The 20,067-nt window shown below is 49.7% G+C and carries 14 protein-coding genes and 4 tRNA genes; 6 read left to right on the top strand and 12 right to left on the bottom strand.

From position 1 onward, the window contains the following. Window positions 1-26: 26 nt before the first annotated feature. Together HA050_RS16075 and HA050_RS16070 are read right to left on the bottom strand one after the other, a co-directional pair. The gene (locus tag HA050_RS16075; RefSeq protein ID WP_439898221.1) at window positions 27-1,442 is read right to left on the bottom strand and encodes an inorganic phosphate transporter; all 1,416 of its coding nucleotides are present in this window, start codon (window positions 1,440-1,442) and stop codon (window positions 27-29) included. Between the two features lie 160 nt (window positions 1,443-1,602). Next, window positions 1,603-3,051, bottom strand: coding sequence for a protein adenylyltransferase SelO (locus tag HA050_RS16070; protein ID WP_166828298.1), 1,449 nt, complete (start codon window positions 3,049-3,051; stop codon window positions 1,603-1,605). A gap of 136 nt (window positions 3,052-3,187) precedes the next feature. Between HA050_RS16070 and HA050_RS16065 the strand changes: the two genes are divergently transcribed. Then, on the top strand, window positions 3,188-3,667 hold the full coding sequence (locus HA050_RS16065) for an aminoacyl-tRNA deacylase (protein ID WP_166828295.1): 480 nt from the start codon (window positions 3,188-3,190) through the stop codon (window positions 3,665-3,667). Between the two features lie 496 nt (window positions 3,668-4,163). Beyond that, window positions 4,164-5,141, top strand: coding sequence for an ankyrin repeat domain-containing protein (locus tag HA050_RS16060; protein WP_166828293.1), 978 nt, complete (start codon window positions 4,164-4,166; stop codon window positions 5,139-5,141). 166 nt (window positions 5,142-5,307) lie between these two features. Here the strand turns inward: HA050_RS16060 and HA050_RS16055 are convergent, their stop codons facing one another. From HA050_RS16055 to HA050_RS16025, 7 genes are all read right to left on the bottom strand, one after another. Beyond that, complete coding sequence (locus tag HA050_RS16055) at window positions 5,308-6,915, bottom strand: methyl-accepting chemotaxis protein (protein ID WP_166828290.1); 1,608 nt, start codon at window positions 6,913-6,915, stop codon at window positions 5,308-5,310. Window positions 6,916-7,405: 490 nt separating this feature from the next. Then, the gene (locus HA050_RS16050; RefSeq protein WP_166828288.1) at window positions 7,406-8,533 is read right to left on the bottom strand and encodes an ATP-binding protein; all 1,128 of its coding nucleotides are present in this window, start codon (window positions 8,531-8,533) and stop codon (window positions 7,406-7,408) included. A 104-nt stretch (window positions 8,534-8,637) separates the two neighbouring features. Continuing rightward, window positions 8,638-10,284, bottom strand: coding sequence for a response regulator (locus HA050_RS16045; RefSeq protein ID WP_166828285.1), 1,647 nt, complete (start codon window positions 10,282-10,284; stop codon window positions 8,638-8,640). Between the two features lie 269 nt (window positions 10,285-10,553). Beyond that, window positions 10,554-10,638, bottom strand: a tRNA-Leu gene (locus tag HA050_RS16040). Window positions 10,639-10,708: 70 nt separating this feature from the next. Next, window positions 10,709-10,793, bottom strand: a tRNA-Leu gene (locus HA050_RS16035). Window positions 10,794-10,834: 41 nt separating this feature from the next. Then, window positions 10,835-10,919: transfer RNA gene (locus tag HA050_RS16030), tRNA-Leu, on the bottom strand. Between the two features lie 46 nt (window positions 10,920-10,965). Continuing rightward, a tRNA-Leu gene (locus tag HA050_RS16025) sits at window positions 10,966-11,050 on the bottom strand. A 136-nt stretch (window positions 11,051-11,186) separates the two neighbouring features. On the opposite strand from HA050_RS16025, the gene rnr reads away from it, so the two are divergent. Further along, entirely contained in the window at window positions 11,187-14,186 is a 3,000-nt protein-coding gene (gene rnr, locus HA050_RS16020; protein ID WP_166828282.1) for a ribonuclease R, read from the top strand. 61 nt (window positions 14,187-14,247) lie between these two features. Here the strand turns inward: rnr and HA050_RS16015 are convergent, their stop codons facing one another. Continuing rightward, complete coding sequence (locus HA050_RS16015) at window positions 14,248-14,589, bottom strand: hypothetical protein (protein WP_099396900.1); 342 nt, start codon at window positions 14,587-14,589, stop codon at window positions 14,248-14,250. A gap of 122 nt (window positions 14,590-14,711) precedes the next feature. Between HA050_RS16015 and HA050_RS16010 the strand changes: the two genes are divergently transcribed. The 3 genes from HA050_RS16010 to HA050_RS16000 all read left to right on the top strand — a co-directional run bounded on the left by HA050_RS16010 (window position 14,712) and on the right by HA050_RS16000 (window position 16,547). After that, window positions 14,712-15,071, top strand: coding sequence for a hypothetical protein (locus tag HA050_RS16010; RefSeq protein WP_099396899.1), 360 nt, complete (start codon window positions 14,712-14,714; stop codon window positions 15,069-15,071). Window positions 15,072-15,426: 355 nt separating this feature from the next. Continuing rightward, window positions 15,427-16,137, top strand: a complete 711-nt coding sequence (locus HA050_RS16005) for an SIMPL domain-containing protein (protein WP_099396898.1) — start codon at window positions 15,427-15,429, stop codon at window positions 16,135-16,137. Continuing rightward, on the top strand, window positions 16,134-16,547 hold the full coding sequence (locus HA050_RS16000) for a protein YgfX (RefSeq protein ID WP_166828279.1): 414 nt from the start codon (window positions 16,134-16,136) through the stop codon (window positions 16,545-16,547). Before HA050_RS16005 ends, HA050_RS16000 begins: the two co-directional genes overlap by 4 nt. A gap of 63 nt (window positions 16,548-16,610) precedes the next feature. Here HA050_RS16000 and HA050_RS15995 read toward each other — a convergent pair whose 3' ends face one another. After that, complete coding sequence (locus tag HA050_RS15995) at window positions 16,611-17,258, bottom strand: PEP-CTERM sorting domain-containing protein (RefSeq protein WP_166828276.1); 648 nt, start codon at window positions 17,256-17,258, stop codon at window positions 16,611-16,613. A gap of 59 nt (window positions 17,259-17,317) precedes the next feature. Continuing rightward, window positions 17,318-20,038 (bottom strand): phosphocholine-specific phospholipase C, encoded by a 2,721-nt coding sequence (locus tag HA050_RS15990; protein WP_166828273.1) that lies wholly within the window; start codon window positions 20,036-20,038, stop codon window positions 17,318-17,320. Window positions 20,039-20,067: the final 29 nt, after the last annotated feature.

Genomic DNA, 20,067 nt, shown 5'->3' with positions numbered 1-20,067 from the left:
CCATGTCGGATGACATGGCCTTGTTACTATTTAATCCAGTGACTGGCGGCAATAAACATCCCGCCAGAGAGTGCCATCGATACCGGCAGGGTCAGTACCCATGCCAGCAGAATGTTTTTTACGGTCTGGCTTTGTAAGCCACTGCTATTGGCCACCATGGTCCCCGCTACTGCAGAAGACAATACATGGGTGGTGGAAACAGGCATGCCGGTGATGCTGGCAATACCAATTGCAGATGCGGCGGTGATTTGCGCGGCCATCCCCTGGCTGTAAGTCATGCCCTTGTTGCCGATTTTCTCGCCAACAGTCAGTACAATCCGCTTCCAGCCGATCATCGTGCCCAGCCCCAGTGCCATCGCAATGGCGATAATGACCCACTGTGGTGCATATTCGGTGGTGGCGGATAAATCTTTACGTAAGCGGTCCAGATCGGCTTTTTCAGTTGAGGTGATGCTTGGCAGCTTGCTTACTTTTTTGGCGGTGTCGTCAAGGCAGAGCAGCAAACGGCGTACGCGAATACGTTCTGTTTCAGAAAGTTGTTCGTAGTTATGAATGCCAGCCAGCTTGGTCACCAGCTCATTACTGGCGGGCATGGTTTGCTTCGAGTCACATTTAAATTGCGGTGGCAGCGGATCTTGCGCATTTTGATCAATGTAGTCGTTCAGGCGGTAGCTGTTGCGGCTGTAAAATTGTTGTAAATGCAATGCTGCGTCGTGAGTACGCTCAATTTGGTAGGTAGTGCTGCTCATATCCACCACAAATTTACCCGGTACAATGCCGATCAGAACCAGCATTAACAGGCCAATACCTTTTTGCCCGTCGTTAGAGCCGTGTGCAAAACTGATGCCCAGTGCAGATAAAATCAGCGCAACGCGGGTCCAGAACGGAGGATGTTTTTTGCCATCCAGTGCTTTGCGTTCGTCAGGGGTGTTGTGCATGCGCGAATCAGCGCGAAATTTTTTCAGAAGCAGCAACAGGCCACCGGCCACCAGAAAACCCACGGTAGGGGAGATCAGGAGGGAGAGCATAATGTCGATTGCTTTCTGGGTGTTAATGCCTTCAAGCAGGGGGATGTCTGTCATCCATGCATTGGCAATGCCCACGCCCAGAATAGAGCCAATCAGCGTGTGCGAGCTTGATGCAGGCAGCCCCAGATACCATGTACCCAGATTCCAGATAATGGCTGCGGCCAGCAGCGCAAAGACCATCACAAGGCCTTGTCCGGATCCTACATTCAGTAAAAGCTCAACAGGCAGCAGGTGAACAATGGCATAGGCAACGCCTAAGCCACTGAGTAATACACCAAAGAAATTACAGATGCCCGATGCAACCACGGCAAGATGCGGAGGCATTGCTTTGGTGTAAATGACGGTGGCAACGGCGTTAGCCGTATCGTGAAAGCCGTTAATAAATTCGTAGGTAAGTACAAAGCCAAGGGCCAGAACCAGGCTGATGGCAACGCCATAGTCAAGGCCACTAAAAATATCGGGCATGGTAGGGGTAAATGAGTGATGACGGCGCGATTATGCCCCAAAAAGGCCCTAACCTGTTTTGATTTCAGCTGTATTGCAGTAAATATTCTTTATAAAATATTTACTGCTTTTAGGACGAGCAAGAAACGCCAATCTGTGCCGCCCACTCTGGCGGCAGCTCTGCATAATGTTCAAAATCGGTTTGCTCATCAAAGGGATGCATCAGGCATTGCTGTAAGGCTTTGATTTCTTTGAAGTCACCTTCGTCTCTTGCCTTGCGGATGGCAATCTCAGCCAGATAGTTGCGTAAAACATATTTGGGATTAACCCGGTTCATTGCGGCTTGCCGCTCGTGTGGGTCACGGTTTTCGGTGCTGAGGCGAATCTGATAATCAGCAAACCAAATATCAAATGCGCCTCTGTCCTGAAAGTGGTCACGCAGCTTTGCGCCATGCTGTGGCAGATTGCGCCAGAAGTAAGTCCAGTCGCAGCGGCTGCGATGCATCTGCTCAAACAGTATGGTGATCAGCCCCCAGTCGCTCTCCTGCCAGCAAAGCAGGCCCAGCTTCTGGCGCAGTAAATCGGCAAAGTGGCTTTCAAAATGCCCCTGATACTGCTGCAGGGCATGCAGTGCTGATTCTCTGTTCATCAGAGGAAGTAAGGCCTGCGCCAATACCTGCAGATTCCACAGGCCCATCTCCGGCTGCTGTTGGTAAGCGTAGCGGCCACTGTCATCAGAGTGGTTGCAAATATGCCCCGCATCGAAGCCATCCATAAAACCAAACGGGCCATAATCAAGCGTCAGACCCAGAATCGACATGTTGTCGGTATTCATTACGCCATGGCAAAAGCCGGTGGCCTGCCATTTTGCAATCATGACAGCAGTGCGCTCTGCGACGTTTTCGAGCAGGGCCACATAAGGATTAGGGGCAGAGGCACATGCCGGGTAGTGATGTTGTATCACCCAATCGGCCAGCTCTCTGAGTGAATCAATGTCATTGCGATAGTGCTCAAAATGACCAAAGCGCACAAAAGTGGGCGCAACCCGCAATACAACTGCGGCGGTTTCCATGCTTTCCCGCCATACGCCCTGAGCTGATCCGGCCATCCCTAAGGCACGGGTGGTTGCAATGCCCAGCCCGTGCATTGCTTCAGAGCATAAATATTCACGAATCGACGATCTGAGTACGGCCCGGCCATCTGCGCGGCGGGAATAAGGCGTAGGGCCCGCACCCTTAAGCTGCATTTCCCAGTGCTGGCCGTTGTCCGCCAGATATTCGCCAATCAAAATAGCTCGCCCGTCGCCCAGCTGGCCCGCATTGACGCCAAACTGATGGCCGGAATACACGCTGGCAACCGGCTCGCTGCCTTGTGGTAAGCGATTGCCGCAGAGATAGTCCGCGAGGCTGGCTGTTTGCTCTGCGTCACTGGCAAGGCCCATCTCATTGGCTAATTCGGCATTCCATGCAATCAAATATGGGGAAGGCAAAGGCGTTGGCTGGATGCGAGTGTAAAAATGTCCGGGTAGACGGCCAAAACGCGGTGTGAGTAAAATTTGGTCAAAAGTAAGTTTTGTCATGGATTAACCGCGTTAAGCTTGAGTAATTTAGTCGGGTATTATAACGCTTACACCTCGTTTTGAGGCGGGAAATCAGCGAAAAATGCCAGTCTGCCTGATGACTTGCTCACACATAAAAATATTGGAGAAAACCAAAATGCGACATTTTCCTGAAACCCCTGCAACCCTGTTTTTAAAGCAACAGGCGGCGGTTTTTGCCAGCCATCTCTATGCCTATGAAGAGCATGGGGGCACGAAGGTGTCTGCGCGCGAGCTGGATGTTGAAGAAAACTGTGTAGTAAAAACTTTAATTATGGAAGACGAAGCAGGAAAACCTTTGATTGTGCTTATGCATGGTGATTGCAAAGTATCGACCAAAGAATTGGCGCGTCAGGTTGGTTGCAAGAAAATTGAACCGTGCAAACCTGAGGTGGCCAACAGGCATACCGGCTTTCTGGTGGGGGGGACGAGCCCATTTGGAACTAAGAAAAAAATGCCAATTTATATTGAGAAAACAATTCTTGATTTGCCGCTGATTTATATTAACGGCGGGCGTAGGGGCTATTTGGTTTCGCTGGCCCCCGCTGAATTAATGCGAATACTTAAAGCGCAAATCGTTGAAGCCGCACTCCGGTGAGTTAAAGCCACTCTGTTGGTTTGTTCAGGATGGGTGATTGTTTCTTTATTGAGCATCAGCAAAATCTCATGGCCCGTAAATACGATTGGGCTACCATCATAAAAAAGATGGAATTGAATGATGGTAGTGTGATTTTTGCGCAGGGATGAGGGCAAAGCGGGCTTTGTCACCGGAGTGGGGCTGGACATCCCTTGATTTGCTGATCTGGATATTTATTAGCCCTGCACTTGTTTACATTTTCTTGGCTTCTTGGCTTCTTGGCTGTCTGCGGAATACAGGCCGGCCATATTATTCTCCTTCTTTCTCCTTGTTTGGCTTGAGACAAGCTGCCAGCGTGGGTTGAAAATCTATGCCGCACTCTGCAGGGCTTATTCCCTCGTATATTAGGAAATAATGTCAATCTGTCTTTGTGTAGTTTGACTGGTATTATTTTGACGTAAGAATGGCGTGATCAATGTTTAAATGTTGTTGTGTTAACTATTAAATGTGCCGTGTCATGAATGCCCAGTTTCTCATTGACCAACTCAGAAAAAATATAAGTCCGGAGCACTTTCCCATTCAGCTGGAGGCGCGTTATCCAAGCGTTTTAGCGCAAATAATGAATAGCTGGGAGCTGGATCAGCTCGATGCTTGTTTTAATGATTTACTGCTCCAGGGGCAGCAAAAGCAGGATGAATTTCCCGGGGAAATCGTTCTGGAGATTTTTCGCCTGCAAGTTGCACTCGATGCCGTTCCTAAGAAAACGCTGGAGTTATGGGGCGATATCCCTGAAGCCAAGGTTAATCCGGAGGCAAAGGCTTATCCTCTGTCTAAGGCCGCTCTGCAAGCTCAAATACGCAGGGATGCCCAGGCTATTCTGGCTCAATATGGGTTTGGTGTAAGTTCCGAAGGCTTGCATCAGGCTATTGAGCAACGCCACTATAACTTGCTGCCGCAATTTGTCCGTGCGGGAATGCCCGTTGAGCTGGCAGACGATGCGGGCTGGACGCCCGTCATGCACGCCTGTTTTGCCGGAAGACTTGATATCGTCGTTGAACTGATTGAGCTCAATGCCAATCTCTTGGTTACAGATTGCTATGGATATACTTTGCTGCATTGGGCTGCGCTGAACGGCAATGCCGATCTTGTTGCGCTCTTAATGACTTATGATTTAAATCCGCAGCAAACGAGCAGTAAAGGGATTACGCCACTGATGCAGGCGGCGGCTGGTGATCATGTTGCGGTGATGAAACTGCTTGTTGCAAAGTGCGGCATGCTGGCTGTTCACACTCAGTGTAAGGAGGGCTGGACGGCGCTGCATAAGGCGGCGGTGAACAAAAAAGTGAGCGCGGCGCTCTGGCTTGCTGAACACGGCGCCGACCCCTATTTACGCAATCAGCGTGGTGAGTCCGCTTGTTCATTGGCGCTCGAATTAAATCAGCATCGTTTGTACGATTTACTGAGCGAATGGGCCGATCGTCATGCTGCAAAGTAAATGGCCACCCTGCCAATCAAAACGCAGCAAATCTGTTGCGGTGCTTTTTGCAAAAATATCTATTTAATTTACCTGCAACGGCAGGAGCTGTTGCTCATAAAAAGAGACCGCTGAGGCGGTCTCTTTTTATGAGCGTGAATCTTTAGATTTATTTTAGGTTAAAAGCTTACAGGTTGAAGCGGGCAACCACTGTATTAAGCATCAGCGCTTGTTTATCGAGCTCCAGTGCGGTGTCCGTGTTGGCTTGTACCGCAAGATTGTTTTCTTCACTGGCCTGCGCAATACGCTCGATATTCTGGCTGATCAGATTGCAGACCTGACGCTGTTCGCGCAGTGAATCCACGATGGCATGAATGGCGGTGTGGACGGATTGGGCCGCATCATGGCTGTTTTGCACTGATTGAGCGGCCTCGCCTGCGTGCTGCACCCCAATCTGCACTTCGCTAAGAGCCTGATTCATGATAGTTGCGGCTTCGGTGGTGCCTGTCTGAATGGCATTAATGGTCTCATTGATTTCCAGCGTGGATTGGGTTGTGCGTTCGGCTAGTTTTCTGACTTCGTCCGCAACAACTGCAAAGCCCCGGCCCATGTCTCCGGCGCGTGCGGCTTCGATAGCCGCATTCAGCGCCAGTAAATTGGTCTGGTCTGCAATATCGCGAATAACCCGCGCAATCTGGCCTACTGCGTTAGAGCGGTCCTGCAACTGAAGAATGCGCTGCGTTGCCGAGCCTATGGTGTCGCTCATTTGTGATAGTGCGGTTTGCGTGGACTGAATCACTTCACTGCTGGTGTGGGTGGCAGCCAGTGCAATATTGGTTGATGCACTTACTTCTTCTGAGTTATCAGTGATGATGGATACGCTGACGGTCATTTCTTCAACAGAGGAGGCCAAAGAAGCGGAGGCCTGATTCTGTAAATCAATGGCCGATGATGTTTGTGTGCTGCCCTGGCTTAGCTCATTCGATGCACTGCCGATGGCTTTGGAGCTTTTGGCGATTTCCTGTACGGCGCTTCGCAGACTGCTCTGCATATTTCCAAGGCTGTCGAGTAATGCGCCCAGCTCGTCTTTGCTTGAACTGGGCTTGTCTTTGCTTAAATCGCCTGAGGCAATGATGCTGGCAAAGAGCGTGGTGCTGCGTACAGCATGGCTGATATCACGGATCAGCCATGCTGATATCACAACCAGGATGAGGGTGATTGCGGCAAGCAGCAAGATGTTATACGTGCGGGTGGACAGATAGGCCTGCTCAGATGTCTCGTGATCTTGTTTGGCCACATCAAGCTGCAAGGTGATGAGCTCCGATATTTTGTCGGATACCGGCTCTATTGCCGGATACATTTCACGAACAACCAATTGATCTAATGCGCCCGTGTCTTTGTTTTGCATCGCTTGCTTAAGTTTGCCGCTGACCTGATTGGCCAGTTTCATCCGCTGCTCATTTTCATGCGCGAGGCTGCTTTCTTTGTCATCCATTTTACTGGCCATATAATTGCCCCAGTCACGGCTGATTCCTGCTTCTGCTGTATTGATCAGGGCAATGCCCTGTTCTGCGGTCAGGCTGCCATTTCGCACTTTATGGCTTGTATCCACAATATTCACCGCGTAGAGATCTGCTACGCTTTTAAGATCGCGTAATGGCACAACGCGGTCCTGGTAAATACTATTCATGGTCTGGTTTGCCTGGTAAATGCCATTGAGCCCAATCAGGCTGGTAATCATTATGGCAATAATTCCCAAAGCACTCATCAGGATTAAGCGTAAGCGTAAAGACATGGCTGTCCCCGGTTGTTCTGTAAACATTATGTTAGGTATTTTTAAATAGATTAGTATTTATTTCTATTCGTTTTTTGCATGAAATAAAAAATGCATGGTTTTGTGTTGTATTTTTAATAAATTATGTGTTTTTCCGCAGGAGGGGCAGATTGTCTTTTTAAATTTTCAGAAAGTTTTTTAGTAAGAATTAATTTTTCTGTATTTGCTGTGGTCAGGCATGGGGGTGTGGTTTTTAATTTGAAGTAGCCGTTTGTTTTGACTGTTGGTTGTTTTATTGCTTAATCAGGTGTGTATGTGAATTTTTGTTGCGCGTCATCGTTATTCTTGCAATAGATTATTTTAGATTGAGGGGTGTTTTTTTTTGAGTCTTTTCTCAATTAAAATAATTGTTTTATTTTTTTGTAAGTATTTTATATAAGAGGGGATTGCCCGTTTGCGCGGCAGTCCCCTGTGTAATGTGTAAAAAAATATGCCGTTCAGTCTTTTTATTTTATGAAAAAGGGTGTTCGGTTTGTATCCATTCTTCAAAATGATCATCTTCAAAACGGTATATGCCACGGTCTTCTCTGGATAAATGCTGCTTTTCAAATAAGCGGGCCAGCGCATTATTGACTGTGTGGTTAGCAAGCTCGCCAAGTCCTAAGTGTTCGCCTAGTTTTTGCCGTGTGCTTTTACTGCTTAATCCTGTTTGCCTTGCTGCAATAAATTGCAGAATGATTTGATCTACAGGGAGTAATTCATTCCACAGGCTGTCAAAGCCCTGATCGGTATATGTTTTAGCCAGTGCTCTTTCTATGGCCGCTTCGCAGCCATAAAAGGGGCGAATTAAATATTCTTCTAAAAAACGCCGGAATAATTCGGGGGTTTGTTTGAGCTGATCAAATGCAGATGTGCCGTCTTCAATACTCAGGTGGTAGTTGCTGTCCAGAATATGATTACTTACATTGATCATATATTGGACAAATAAATTATCCAATAGCGGGAAGGGCTCTACTGGCGCCCAGTTGTAAAAAGGCTGATTGGATTTGGCAAACATATCACGCAAAGTGTGCTCGCTGCTGCCTGTAAATATCACGTGAATTCTCTGCTTGCGAATATCCAGCCCGGCGCGCAGCGCTGCGGCTAAATCGTTGTTGCTGGCGCTGGCTAAAATTTGCGCCTCGTCGATAAGCAGTAAAATGGTGTCATAGGTTTGGTCTATTTTTTGCCACATTTTACTGATCAGGCTGGACGTGGCCGCGTCGCTCTCAAAACGGGTTTCCAGGCTGCCTTCGGCCAGCGGGCTTTTGGCGTTGAGCTTGATGGAGCCAATTTTTTTGCTGCTTATTTTTTTCAGGCGGTCAAGTAAGCCGTCGCTGTTTTGCAGGCTGTGAATCACGGCCGTTGCAACGCCCTCGCTGGTGTTGTCCCGGCACTCCCATAAATTAATATAAATCACCCGATAGCCTTGCCTGCTGGCCAGCGGGGCAAGATCTTGAAGTAAAAATTCGGTTTTTCCCATGCGTCGCCGTGCAAACAGTGCCCGGCTGTTGCTGAGCTTTAATGCAAAGCTTTTAAGGTAGTAGTCAGCCAGTTCCGGGCGCTGAAAGTGCCAGTCGGGCGCGCTTTTTTCACTCATGTTTATCAATATCTATAGTAATTAAACATGTCTTAATTATATAGATATAGGTAAACGAGTCCATCAATGGTTTGAAATGCCCTGATATTGAGGGTTTTTACGCCCTATTCGGTGGTTTCTTTGCCGGGCTTTTCGGGCGGGCTGAGTAATTCATCCAGATCATTGCGCAGGCTGAGATAAACACTTTCATCAACATGCCCGCGTAGCCTGCTGATGAGCTCGTTGGCGGTTTTTAGCAGTGCTGGCCGCATTTCGGCTGGGGCATCAGCTTTCAGGTATTTAACACTGGCGTGGGCTGCAGACAGGGTGAGGCGCGAGTTGCGGGTGTTTTGTGCCTCCGGGACGAGCAAGGCAACCGCTTCATCAAAGCGCGATTTCAGCATAAGTTGCACGCCCGTATTATTTACATCGGTGATTTCCTGGCCTGTGGTCTGAATAAATTGCTTCCACGCAGGTCTTTGATTGGCCGTGCTTTCCAGTATGCCGGACATATTTTTGGTCGTCACAAAGCGTTTGGAGAGGATAGACAGCCAGCGGTAGGGCGGGGCGCTGCTGTTGGCGGTTTCAGTTTCGTTGCTTGGCGGGCAAATTAAATGCGCGGTCATGATAAAACTGATGGCCAGCTCCATACTGAAGTCGTCATCTGTCATTGCGGTTTCTATTTTGCTGAGGTCTTCTGTTTTGCCGCTAAAAATAGCCGAGGCAAGCTGTGCGGATATTCTGTTCTGGTGGGAATCGTCTTTACGTACTCTTTCCTGAACCATACGCAGGTATTTTTCGGCATCAGCAAGTGAATCTTCTATTTTTGCTGCAATTGCCAGCTGTAAAATGGTGTTGGCAGAAAGGGCGGTGGAGTTGCCCCCACAGTTTACCGCCCGGCTTAAGAGTGTCTTGGCCTTGGCGCTGTCTCCCAGCATATTGGCTAAATTGCCTGCTTTTTGCAGGCGATTAATATTGTTGGGTGTAATCGCTAGGCATTTATCAAAGACCACCATGGCTTCGTCGAGGCGGCCTTCGTTCATATACATATTTGCCAGCTCTTCGTAGGCGTCAACGTATTGGCTGTGCTGCACAATAGATGCCTGCAACAGCTGATCGGCTTTGGTTTTATTGCCCTGTTTATTGTAAACCTTGGCCAGCCCCAGCTTTGCCCATGGAACAAGGCGGCTGGCCAGAATTTCTTCGAATAAAATGCGTGCTTCTTCCAGCTGATTTGTTTCCAGTAAAAGAGTGGACAGCAGGCGCAGAAGATCTGATTTATAAGGGACTTCGGGTTTGGCCAGAAGGCCGCGGGCGGCTTCAATGGCACCCTGCATATTGTCTTCTGCGATGCAGTCATAAATAACCTGCAGGGCTTTCTTTTTTTTCCATGCAATATTGAGCCTGTCTATCAGCTGAGACCCTGAAAAAGGTTTGATCAGGTAGTCGTCAGGGCCAACTTCGGCAACGGCCACCACTTTTTCATAAGAGGCTTCTGCGGTGATCATAAACCACACTGTGCTGAGTGGCAGCTCGCCATTTCTGCGGATTTCTTCAAGCAGCTCCTGGCCGTTCATGCCTTCGCCAAAATCGTAATCACACAAAATAACGTCGTATTCAGCATTGCGCAGCCGGCGGCGGGTTTCCCCTACGCTGCTGGAAGTGTCTACGCGGGTGATGCCCACTTGCGCAAGTGTCATGCGTAAGGACTGACGAACAGTTGGCGCATCATCAGCGATAAGCGCCCGGGCGTTGCTAATTAAGTCGGTCATCGTAGTTTGGCAAGAGGAAATTGACGTGTATATTAACCATTACCTGATTATGGGGAAAGCGTGAGCGTAATGGATGTAAAGAAGGGGTTTTGAGCGCCAACTGGTTGCCGGGTACGAGGGATAGGGCAGAGAGGGGTTGGCAGACGTAAAAAAAACCCAGTCTGGCTGGGTTGTTTTGCTACCGGCAGGTTTTGAGCTTGCCAGTAAAATGCCTGAATGTTTTTCCAGAATTCCTGAGCTATTAAAGCTAAGTAATTGTCTGGTCTTGCTGGTGCCCAGAAGAGGACTCGAACCTCCACACCCGAAGGCACATGGACCTGAACCATGCGCGTCTACCAATTCCGCCATCTGGGCAATGCCTGAAGCAAAGCTTACAATTTACTGCTGGGTCATTTATAAAGCAGACCCATTTACAACATATTACTGGTGCCCAGAAGAGGACTCGAACCTCCACACCCGAAGGCACATGGACCTGAACCATGCGCGTCTACCAATTCCGCCATCTGGGCAATACATAAACTGCTTTCCGGATAATACCTGCATTAAGTAATGGTGCCCAGAAGAGGACTCGAACCTCCACACCCGAAGGCACATGGACCTGAACCATGCGCGTCTACCAATTCCGCCATCTGGGCATTACTTAAGTACATTTTAATACATCATAAGTGATTCTATAGAACGTGGTGCCCAGGAGAGGACTCGAACCTCCACACCCGAAGGCACATGGACCTGAACCATGCGCGTCTACCAATTCCGCCACCTGGGCGCTCTATAAAGCGTTAGAATGTTGCTGCGCCTCACTTAAGAGGGGGCGATTATTGTTAAAAGCGGACTCCATGTCAAGAAATAAACCTAAGAAATCTTCAAGAATTTCCACTATCCCCCAGCAGGAGGCCCCGTCTATGAGCGGCCGTTCCAAAAAAATCAAAGGCATACGCGCGTCTGATCCATTTCTGGAGCGCGAACGCGAACGCTATGAATTTCCACTTCCTTCACGAGAATTTGTGTTGCAAGTGCTCACTGAGCACGGTGCACCGATTTTTGTTGATGAATTAATGAGCATGTTAGCCATCCTTCCGGAAGAAGAAACACAGTTTCATCGCAGAATGGCGGCGATGGAGCGCGAAGGACAGGTGATGATTAACCGCAAAGGCGCACTGTGCCTGCCGGATAAACTTGATCTTTTACAAGGGCGGGTGCAAGGCCATGCCGATGGCTTTGGTTTCTTAGTGCCTGATGATGGCAGCAGCGATCTTTACCTTGGCCCTAAGGAAATGGCCAAGGTGTTACATGGTGATCGGGTTTTAGTCCGCCCAATGGGCCTGGATCGCCGGGGGCGGCGTGAAGGCAGTATTGTTGAAGTGCTGGTGAGATCCACTCAAAAATTAGTGGGGCGCTTACATGGTGAACACGGCGTGTTTACGGTTACCGCCGAAGACAAGCGCATCAGTCATGAGATTTTATTGGAGCCAAATGGCACGATGGGCGCTGAATCCGGCCAGGTGGTGATGGTAGAGCTGGTGAAGCAGCCTTCGCGCTATTCACAGCCGGTAGGCCGGGTGGTTCAGGTGCTGGGTAACTATGCTGACCCGGGCATGGAAATCGAAATTGCCCTGCGTAAGCATAATCTGCCGCATGAATTTTCTGCTGAGGCTATTTTGCAGGGCGAAGACACGCCCGCCAAAGTGCGTAAAAAAGACTGGAAGAAAGTACTTGATACGGTAGAGCGTGAGGATTTACGTGATTTGCCGCTGGTCACCATTGATGGCGAAACGGCCAAAGACTTTGATGATGCCGTTTATGCCGAGAAAAAAGGTAAGGGCTGGCGCTTAATCGTGGCCATTGCCGATGTCAGCCACTATGTCTTGCCGGGAGATGCGCTGGATGTAGGGGCGATTGAGCGTGGCAATTCGGTGTATTTTCCGCGCCGGGTTATTCCGATGCTGCCCGAGGCTCTCTCTAATGGCATTTGCTCTTTAATGCCGGATGTAGAGCGCCTTTGCATGGTATGTGATATGCAGATTACGGCGAAGGGCGAGATTAAAAAATATCGCTTTTATCCCGCTGTGATGCATTCAAAAGCGCGCCTGACTTACACCAAAGTGTGGGATATGATTCAGCACCCTGCAGGTGAAATGGCTCAGCAATATCAGCATGTATTGCCGCAGATCGATACACTTTATGCGCTGTTTAAAGCTTTTTCTGCCGCACGTGCCTTGCGTGGTGCCATTGATTTTGAAACCGTTGAAACAGAAATGCGTTTTGATGATAAGGGCAAAATCAGTGAAATTGTGCCTGTTGTCAGAAATGATGCACATAAGCTGATCGAAGAATGCATGCTGGCGGCGAATGTGTGTGCGGCAGATATTTTGCTGAAAAAAGAGCACGACTGCGTTTACCGTGTGCATGAAGGGCCAACCCCGGAAAAACTTGAAAATCTGCGCACTTATATCAAGAGCGTGGGCTTAACGCTGGATGGCGAAGAGGACCCTGTGGCAGGTGATTACGCTGTGCTGCTGGAGAAAATCAAGCTGCGCGAAGATGCGCCGCTGCTGCAAACCATGCTGCTCAGATCACTTTCTCAGGCCGTATACAGCCCTGATAATAAAGGGCACTTTGGCTTGTCCTACGAGGCCTATACCCACTTTACTTCGCCGATCCGCCGCTACCCGGATTTACTGGTGCACCGCGCAATTAAGGCTATTCTGGCAGGTAAAAAATACACACCCGCCATGAAGTGGGAAGCATTGGGCACGCAGTGCTCAATGACAGAGCGCCGTGCGGATGACGCCAGCCGCGATGTGCAAAACTGGCTGAAGTGCTATTACATGCAGGATAAGGTCGGTGAAGAATTTGAAGGCGTGATTTCCGCTGTCACCGGTTTTGGGATCTTTGTTCTGCTGGACAATGTGTTTGTAGAAGGCCTGGTGCATATTTCCGAGCTGGGCACAGATTACTTCCACTTTGATGAAGTCCGCAAAGAGCTGAAGGGCGAGCGTACGGGGCAGGTTTATCGTATGACTGGCCGAGTAAAAATTAAAGTAGCGCGTGTTTCTCTGGAAACCAGCAAGATTGATTTTATGCTGGTAGAAGAAAAACCCATGTGGGGCGATAAGCCTGTGGCCGAAGTGCCTGCAGGTCGTCGTAATGCACCACCGCGCAGCCCGGCGCCAAGGCGCGGTGGTAAGCCGGTTGCTCCGCCTTCACCTGCTGAAACAACGGTCACAGAAACTAAGCGCACTGCTGTTGTTAAAAAAACCAGCAAGAGTGCTGCAAAACCCGTCGCTGATTTGTCTGGCAGAAAAACCGCCGTGACCAGGACTAAAGCGGCCCCCCCGAAAGCAGCGGCCTCAAATCCGGCCTTAGCGAAACCTGCAGCAAAGAATGCGCGGAAAAAAGCTGTGGTACGTCAGGTTTCCGGGCCGGGAAATCTGGAGGCTGCTCCTGCCGCCGTGAAGGCAGTGCCTGCAAAAAAGGCGGTTGCACCTAAGGTTGCTAAAGCACCTGTAGCCAATCAGCCTGTAGTTGCGAAGGCAGTGCCGGTAAAAAAGGCAGTGGCACCTGAGGTTGCTAAAACATCAGTAGCTAATCAGCCTGTGGTTGCGAAGGCAGTGCCTGCAAAAAAGGTGGTTGTACCTAAGGTTGCTAAAACATCAGTAGTCAATCAGCCTGCAGCAGTGAAAGCCGTGCCTGTAAAACAAGCGGCGGCGCCTAAAGTAACTAAAGCACCCGCAGTCACTCAGCCCGCTGTGGCTAAGGCGGTTCAGAAAACGCCGCCATCTGCACCTGAGGCTGTAAAATCCGCCGTAAGAAAACCGCGTGCGCCCAGGGTTAAGCCTGCTGTTGTTAAGGAGGTGACGGCAGAGGGTGTGGATGCTGCGCCGAATAAGCGTAAACCGTAGTAAGTTATGCTCCAAAATCAAAACAGCCCGCTGACGGCGGGCTGTTTACTGGCGGGGCTTTTTAGGTGGATTTAAGTGCTTTAAGTAAGTTTTCACGCTGTATGGTGTTGATCTCTTTAATTTGCACAATATGGCGGAACATGCTGACTTGCCCCATCAGTGAGGTGCAGCTGATATTGCCAGTGAAGTCGACGTAGTTCTTTTTATTGACTTGTGTGCCTGGAATATCCAGATAAACATGGCAGGAAGTCCCCACTTTGACTTCTTTATCTGCAAGGATAATGAGGTTGTGTTCGGCCACTTCTACTGCAATACCATAGACAGGCGGAACACTGGGAGCCGTGACCATGGCCGCGCGCCAGCTTACTTTTTTACGAGAACGAGTATCAGTTGTTTGATTCATGATGCTTATCAAAATGGGCAGATTTATTTGCCGTTGAAAATACAGCGTAGCACTCGTCGTGCTAACCTTGTGCCTGAATACCGCACTGCGGTAAAGATATACTTTTAACCAAGGAGTTCTGCATGTTTATCGTCGATCGCTCGGTTGCTATCATTAAGCCACGGCAACCTTTTCTCGATTGGCTCAATCAGTTGCCTGGAAATGACATCCAGCTGACTTTAGAAGAAGTGCGTTGTGACTGTACCTCTATTTTGATCCCTGAAGCGAATGAAACTGAAGACGGCATCGCATTCATTGATGAAATTGCTGAAAAATTATTTGAAATGGAGCTTGCTTCCTGGGTTGCTGAAGAACAGCACTGGCCAGAGAAGCGAAATCTCAAAACATTCTGGGAATGGTTTGATGTTGAAGTGCATCTGGGTGTTATGGATGCTGTAGCAGAAGATATTCACAACACCCCTACAGACCATGGCTACCACTAGACGCTAGTATAAAGCTTTTGCTAGGTATATTTACTTATTGAGTGTAATAAAGGGGCGAATTATCGCCCTTTTATTTTGCAGCAGCATTTAAATAAGCCCTTGTTTTCCTCGTTTCGGTGCAAGCAAAGTAATCATGACGAGTAAGTATTACAAATACGCCTGTGTGAGTATAAGGATGGTGCTTAAGGCCAGGATGACCGGATTAAGAAATGATGTAGTAAGTATTGTGGGCGGCTTGGTTTTTTAGGACAAGCTATAATCATCTTGATGTTATTTTTTACTTATACCTTTCTTGTTTATTTTGATTAAAGTGCAGAGCTTGGATTGATCTTGTAAGTTATGAGGAGGGTTTGAAATGAAATATTTTCTTTCTGCGGCAATGCTGGCTGCAATGACATCCGCAATGGCGGCAAACGAAGCGCCAGTTTTTAATGTTGTCAATCTGGATGCCAGCGTTACGCGCGAAGTACCCAATGATTTGGCCAGTGCCATCTTATTTGTTGAATTTACAGATACTGATCCGGCTCGTTTAAGTGAGAAAGTCAATCAAACGCTGGGTGCGGGCTTAAAACTGGTTAAGCAGCAAAGTGTGGTGCAAAGCGGCGGTACGGCGTATGCCACTTACCCGCTTTATGGCAAAACCAACAAGCAAGAGGGCTGGCGCAGCCGTGGTGAATTGCGTATTTCATCCCGCGATTTTGCTGTGCTGTCTAAACTACTGGCACAGCTGCAGCAGCCGCTTGCCGGGGGCTTGCCGATGCAGCTGGCTAATGTCAGCTATGGGGTTTCGGATGAGGCACGCGCAAAAGCTGAAGAAGGCTTGATTGCGGAAGGCCTGCAGGCGTTTAAGCAACGTGCTGATCTGATTCAGAAGGGTTTTTCTGCTAAGGCATGGAAGATGATAAATGTGAATGTGAATACTTCAGGCGGTCATCGCCCGCAGCCTGTCATGATGATGAAAAGCAGCCCTATGATGGAAATGTCCGGCAGGGCAGATGCGCCGATTGAGTCGGGTGACAGCCGCTTAACCGCCAATGTTTCAGGCAGTATTCAAATCAGCGAATGAGCCCCGCGCCGCTTGTGCTGACTGCCTCCCTTTGGGAGCGGCGCTGCGTATATATAAGCCACGCAGCTGCAGCACTCGCCTGTGTTTTTTCTCCCTGGTTATGGGCCATCACACTTGTGGTGGCCTTTTCTTTGTATTGCAGCCTTTATCGTAAGTCACTTGCGCCTTGCAGCGTAATGGCTTTGCCTGACGGGCAGCTCAGGCTGACTATGATGGATGGCAAAGAGATGGATGCCTCTCTTTTGCCATCCAGCCGGGTGCTGGGCGTACTGATTGTTTTGCATCTTATGGTGGATGGGCGGCGAATTAATCTGGTGCTCTGGCCTGACAGCGCACCGGCTGATTGCCTGCGCCAGTGGCGAATCTGGCTGCGCTGGCAGTGGCCGGTTTTGCAAAAACCAAGCCGGTGATGAATTTATGCCTGTCACGTAATAATCAGCGGGGCCCGGCGTTGCTGGCTGAGCCCCTGGCTGTTATGTGCTTGCTTTTTTTGACGCTCTGCGGGCAATAAAGGCAGTGATTCCGATCAACAGCAGGGCCATATTCTCTGGTTCAGGTACGGGGGATACGGTGCCAAGGGCCACATTGCTGATGCCAGCTAAAGCATGGTATTCCAAAGCAGCAAAGCTGAATCCGGTGAAGTACTCTCCTGCCTGATTGGTTTTAAAGCCATTAAATCCCAGACCATCATTGCCATCGGGCAGGCTTAGATCTGCGAAGGTATAGCGGCTCAGGTTGGTTTCCAGAACGATGCTCGCCAGGCCGTGTGTGAGCGCGGCATCAAATCCAAACAGGGTGTAGTGTGTAAGCGACGCTATTTCCCCTTTGATGGGTGAAAAGTATTCATTTGATAAAACAGTCTGGCTGTTGCCGATAGAGTATTGCGTGCCACGGCCTATGGTGAGGTTCTCTTCAGAGAGATAAGTGATGTCACCAAGACTGAAGGGGGTGCCGGGGTAATTAAAGCCCTCGGCAAAATCATCGAAGTTGCTGTTGAAATGAATATCCCCCTGGCGGTTAAATAAATCCCGGCTGTTAAATGAAATGATGCCTGCCGAAGCGGCGAAACTTAATACGCTGAGCAGTAAGCCTAAGGTGATGTATTTCAGTTGATTACGCATAGATGTTCTCTGTGTGGCAGCGATAAAAGCCGCCCTTTGCTGATAAAGGACGGCGGGTTTTAAATAACGGTAAAAGGGCAGGGGCCACTGAGCGGGGTGTAGCCATCGTTGTATAAGCACCACGCTGCATACTGCCCAGGCGCCAGCTTGCTGGTGTCAAAGCGGGCACTGTCATTGGCTTTGCCGGTGTATTGCCAGAGGATTGAGCCCGTCGTGCCGGGTGTGATGCCGCTTTTCCAAATGCCGATCCAGTTTTTGCTGCTGAGTTTTGAGGGGGCCACAGCGTAATCAAAGCTGATCGCTGTGCCTTGTTTAACGCTGGCGTTTGTGGTTGAAAGGGCATGCACGCTGAAACTGACCGGTCCGCCCAGCACTGCATTGCCGTTTTTATATAAATACCAAACGGTGTAATCGCCTGCAGGCAGATCCTGACTGCTGAAAGTGACTGCGCCGCGAACTAAAGAAGCGTACTGCCATTGCAGTGCATTGCCATTGCCTGGCGACGTGCCCTTAGCGTAAATGCCAATCCAGTTTTGCGAATCAAGCTGGCCATTGGGGGCGGTGTAGTTGAATTCAATTGCTGAGCCCCGGCTGATATTGAGGGCCGCTGTGGTAAGCGGAGTGATCTCTGTTTTATTCCGATTGGTGCCAATGATGGGGTCAGTGCGGCTGGCGCTGCCCGTTTCCACATGGCCTGCCACACGGCGCAGGTATTGAGCATCACTATCGCTGCGGATACTGAAGTCATACCAGCCAAAACTGGCTTTCAGTTTGCATTCCACTTTACGTGTCTGGCCGGGAGTAAGGCTGTAGCTTACGCTGGCGATGCCGTAGGCGTTGTCGCTGATGGTGAGCTGGCAGGCCTTTATTCCGCTGGCGTTGGATAGTGTCAGCCACAGATTGCCGTTCAGTGCATCATAGGTGGTTTGAATTTCAGGCTGCGCGTTACCAGAGAGCGCACTCAGGCTGCCTTTAAATTCACGTAAAAACCCATTCGCGCCACGCACACTTAAGGCGTAAAGATCGGCTTGCCAGTTCCAGATTTCTTTTTCGATCCGCTTGCCTGCTTCAACGGTGTAATACCATGGGCCATCGCTGCGAATACCGGAGTAAACAATATAAGCAGCCCCCGTATTGCCCGTGTTGCCAAAGGTCAGCTCGACTTGCCTGCTGTGATTAACATAAGCCTCCACTGATAATTCATAGGGCAGGGCACAGGCGTAACGGGTGCCAGTGGCGGTTGGGCAAGGCTCTTGTATGGGGAGTGTTTGACTGACAGGTGGCTGAGGGTAGGGCTTGCCTGTGACTAAACGATAGGCTGCAGTTTTAGGCACGCTTGCAGGCCAGGCACTATTGGGCCTTTTGAAATCAAAAGCCGAGGTTAAATCTCCGCAGACGGTGCGGCGCCATGGTGAAATCAGATCACACTGTACCTCGCTGCGTTTCTTTCCGAGGCCCGCGACCAGCCATTCTTCAAGGAAGCGAATCTTGGAAGTATGGTCAAAGAGTTGTGAGCACACCCGGCCCCCTTTACTCCATGGCGAGATAATCAGCATGGGTACACGCGGGCCGAGGCCGACCGGCTCACCATGATAGCTTTCATACTGGCCAATATCGTTGAGCGTAGTCTTGCCCATATTGTCATTCAGCGGGGCCAGATCTGAAGGAACGTGGTCAAAGAAGCCGTCGTTTTCGTCGTACATCAGCATAAACACGGTTTTGGACCAGACATCCGGGTTGGCCACTAAAGCCGCTAACAGGCGCGCGGTGAGGTTTTCACCTGCATTGGGCGAGTTAGGAGAGTGCTCGGTGTAATCATTGGGGGCGCAAATCCATGAAACCTGCGGCAGACGGTTATTGCGAACATCATCGGCAAAGGCACTGACCAGCCAGTCTCCCCTGGTGCCAGGCGCATTGCTTTCTGTTGATCCTGCGGCTAATGCTCGTCCTTTCTGGTAAAGGGGCGACTGGCTGCCAAGGGCGCTGCCGTCAGCGTTTACACGGAAATTTTTAAAGTAAGCCAGATAATTGTCGCCGTAATTATCCCATTCCTGATAAACCTTCCAGCTGACATTGTTGGCTTCTAAGGTTTCTGCATAGGTACGCCAGTTTGGTGCGCTTTGAGTGACGCCCGGAGTGAGGTTGTCGTACTTCGGGTCTGCATGGTAATAACCAGCAGCATTGATGTTATATAAGCTCCCCATGCTGCTCAGCCAGCCCTGGCTGGTACCCGTCAGAGAGTACATGCGGTTAGGATCGGTAGCGCCAAAAATGGAGCAATGATATGCATCACAAATGGTAAATGCATCGGCCAGTGCATAGTAAAAAGGCAGGTCTCCACGGTCAAAATAGCCCATGGTTTGCGGTGTTTTTTGCTTCACCCAGGCGTCCCAGCCCTGCCAGGTGGCTTGCGAGCCTTTCCATGAGTGATTGGTTCCTACTGAGAGTGCGCTGGTGTTTTTAGCATCGAAATGAAAGGGTAAAACATGGCCGCCATTGGCATCAGGCTGATACCAGACCAGTTTGCCGCCGGGCAGGGTGATGGCGCGTGGATCATCAAAACCGCGTACGCCGGAGAGTGAGCCAAAATAATGGTCAAAAGAGCGGTTTTCCTGCATAAAAATGACTACATGCTCTACATCGGCAATGGTACCTGTGGCGTTATTGGCAGGGATTGCCAGTGCCTGCTGGATTAAGCCGGGCAGCCAGCCACCGGCAATAGTTGTGCCTGCTGTGGCCGTGGCATAACTTAGAAAACTTCGCCTTTCTTTCGAAAACATCTCAGATCCTTACAAAAAGTAGGGGATCA

Source organism: Iodobacter violaceini (assembly GCF_011601265.1).
Classification (GTDB): Bacteria; Pseudomonadota; Gammaproteobacteria; order Burkholderiales; family Chitinibacteraceae; genus Iodobacter; species Iodobacter violaceini.
Note: the sequence above shows the minus strand (reverse complement) of the source record. Positions and strands in the feature narration are given on the sequence as shown.